This is a genomic window from Amycolatopsis sp. NPDC058278, from assembly GCF_042881395.1.
Taxonomy (GTDB): domain Bacteria; phylum Actinomycetota; class Actinomycetes; order Mycobacteriales; family Pseudonocardiaceae; genus Amycolatopsis.
Genome location: NZ_JBHVXZ010000279.1, coordinates 1 through 1371, shown reverse-complemented (window position 1 = coordinate 1371; position 1371 = coordinate 1). Strand labels below are relative to the sequence as shown.

Sequence of the window (1371 nt, the reverse complement as noted above, 5' to 3'; positions counted from 1 at the left end):
TACTCCAGCCGCACTTCGTGACACTCAGGGTGTAGCGTATCGATCTTGTGCTGAGTGATGATGACCTGGCTGCCTGGGTGTCCGGGTTGGATGACCTGTTTGCGCAGGTCGCGGGACGATTCCATCGGGCGGAACCTCGACGCAGGGCCCGTGCCTACGTGCGTGGCCTGCTGGCGCCGCTGGCCGGCAAGAACGGCTGGACACTGGCTGAGGCCGCCGGTGACATCACCCCGGACGGGATGCAACGCCTGCTCAACGCCGCAACCTGGGACGCCGACGGCGTCCGTGACGACATCCGCGACTACGCGATCAACCACCTGGGTGAACGAGACGGTGTGCTGATCGTGGACGAGACCGGATTCCTCAAGAAAGGCACCAAATCCGCCGGGGTGCAACGCCAGTACTCCGGCACCGCCGGACGCATCGAGAACTGCCAGCTCGGCGTGTTTTGCGCCTACGCCACCAGCAAAGGCCGCACCCTGATCGACCGCGAGCTGTACATCCCGAAGTCCTGGACCGCCGATCGGGAACGCTGCCGCGAAGCCGCGGTTCCCGACGAGCTCGAGTTCGCGACCAAGCCCGTGCTCGCCCAGCGGATGCTCGCCCGCGCCCTGGACGCGGGCGTGCCCGCCACCTGGGTCACCGCCGACGAAGCCTACGGCGGCGACTCGAAATTCCGTCGCTGGCTGGAAGACCGGCGGATCGGCTACGTCGTGGCCGTGCCCAGCAGCCAGACCGTCCCCGCGGTCGCCGGCACCTCCCGTGCCGACGCGCTCGTCGCCCACGCACCCGATGACGCGTGGAAACGCCGCAGCTGCGGCGACGGCGCCAAAGGACCACGGATGTTCGACTGGGCCGTCGCCGAGCTGCCTGCCTACCCCGACACCACCCCGCCCGGCTGGGGACGCTGGCTGCTGGCCCGCCGCTCACTGACCCGCAACAGCAAAGGCAAGCACGAAATCGCCTACTACTTGTGTTGCGCCCCAACGGGAACAACCGACAAGGAGCTGATCCGGGTGGCCGGGGCACGCTGGGCAATCGAAGACTGTTTCCAGACCGCGAAGACCGACGTCGGCCTCGACCAGTACCAGGTCCGCCGCTACGACGCCTGGTACCGGCACATCACCCTGGCCATGCTCGCCCACACCTACCTGGCCGTCACCGCCGCGATAGCCCCAAAAGCCCTGGCAGCGGCCTCATCCCAATCACGCTGGGCGAGGTCAAGCGTCTCCTGGCACACCTGATCACCACCCCACTCGACCGCCTCACCACCTGGGCCTGGTCACACTGGCGCCGACGCCACCAACACCGCGCCCGACAAGCCCACTACCAGCGAAGACACGCCATCAATCACGAAGTGCGGCTGGAGTA

1 pseudogene is annotated in these 1371 nt (G+C 67.4%); it reads left to right on the top strand.

The features are described from left to right. Positions 1-65: 65 nt before the first annotated feature. A pseudogene (locus tag ACFVYA_RS49960) lies at positions 66-1371 on the top strand (IS701 family transposase); the annotation flags it as partial.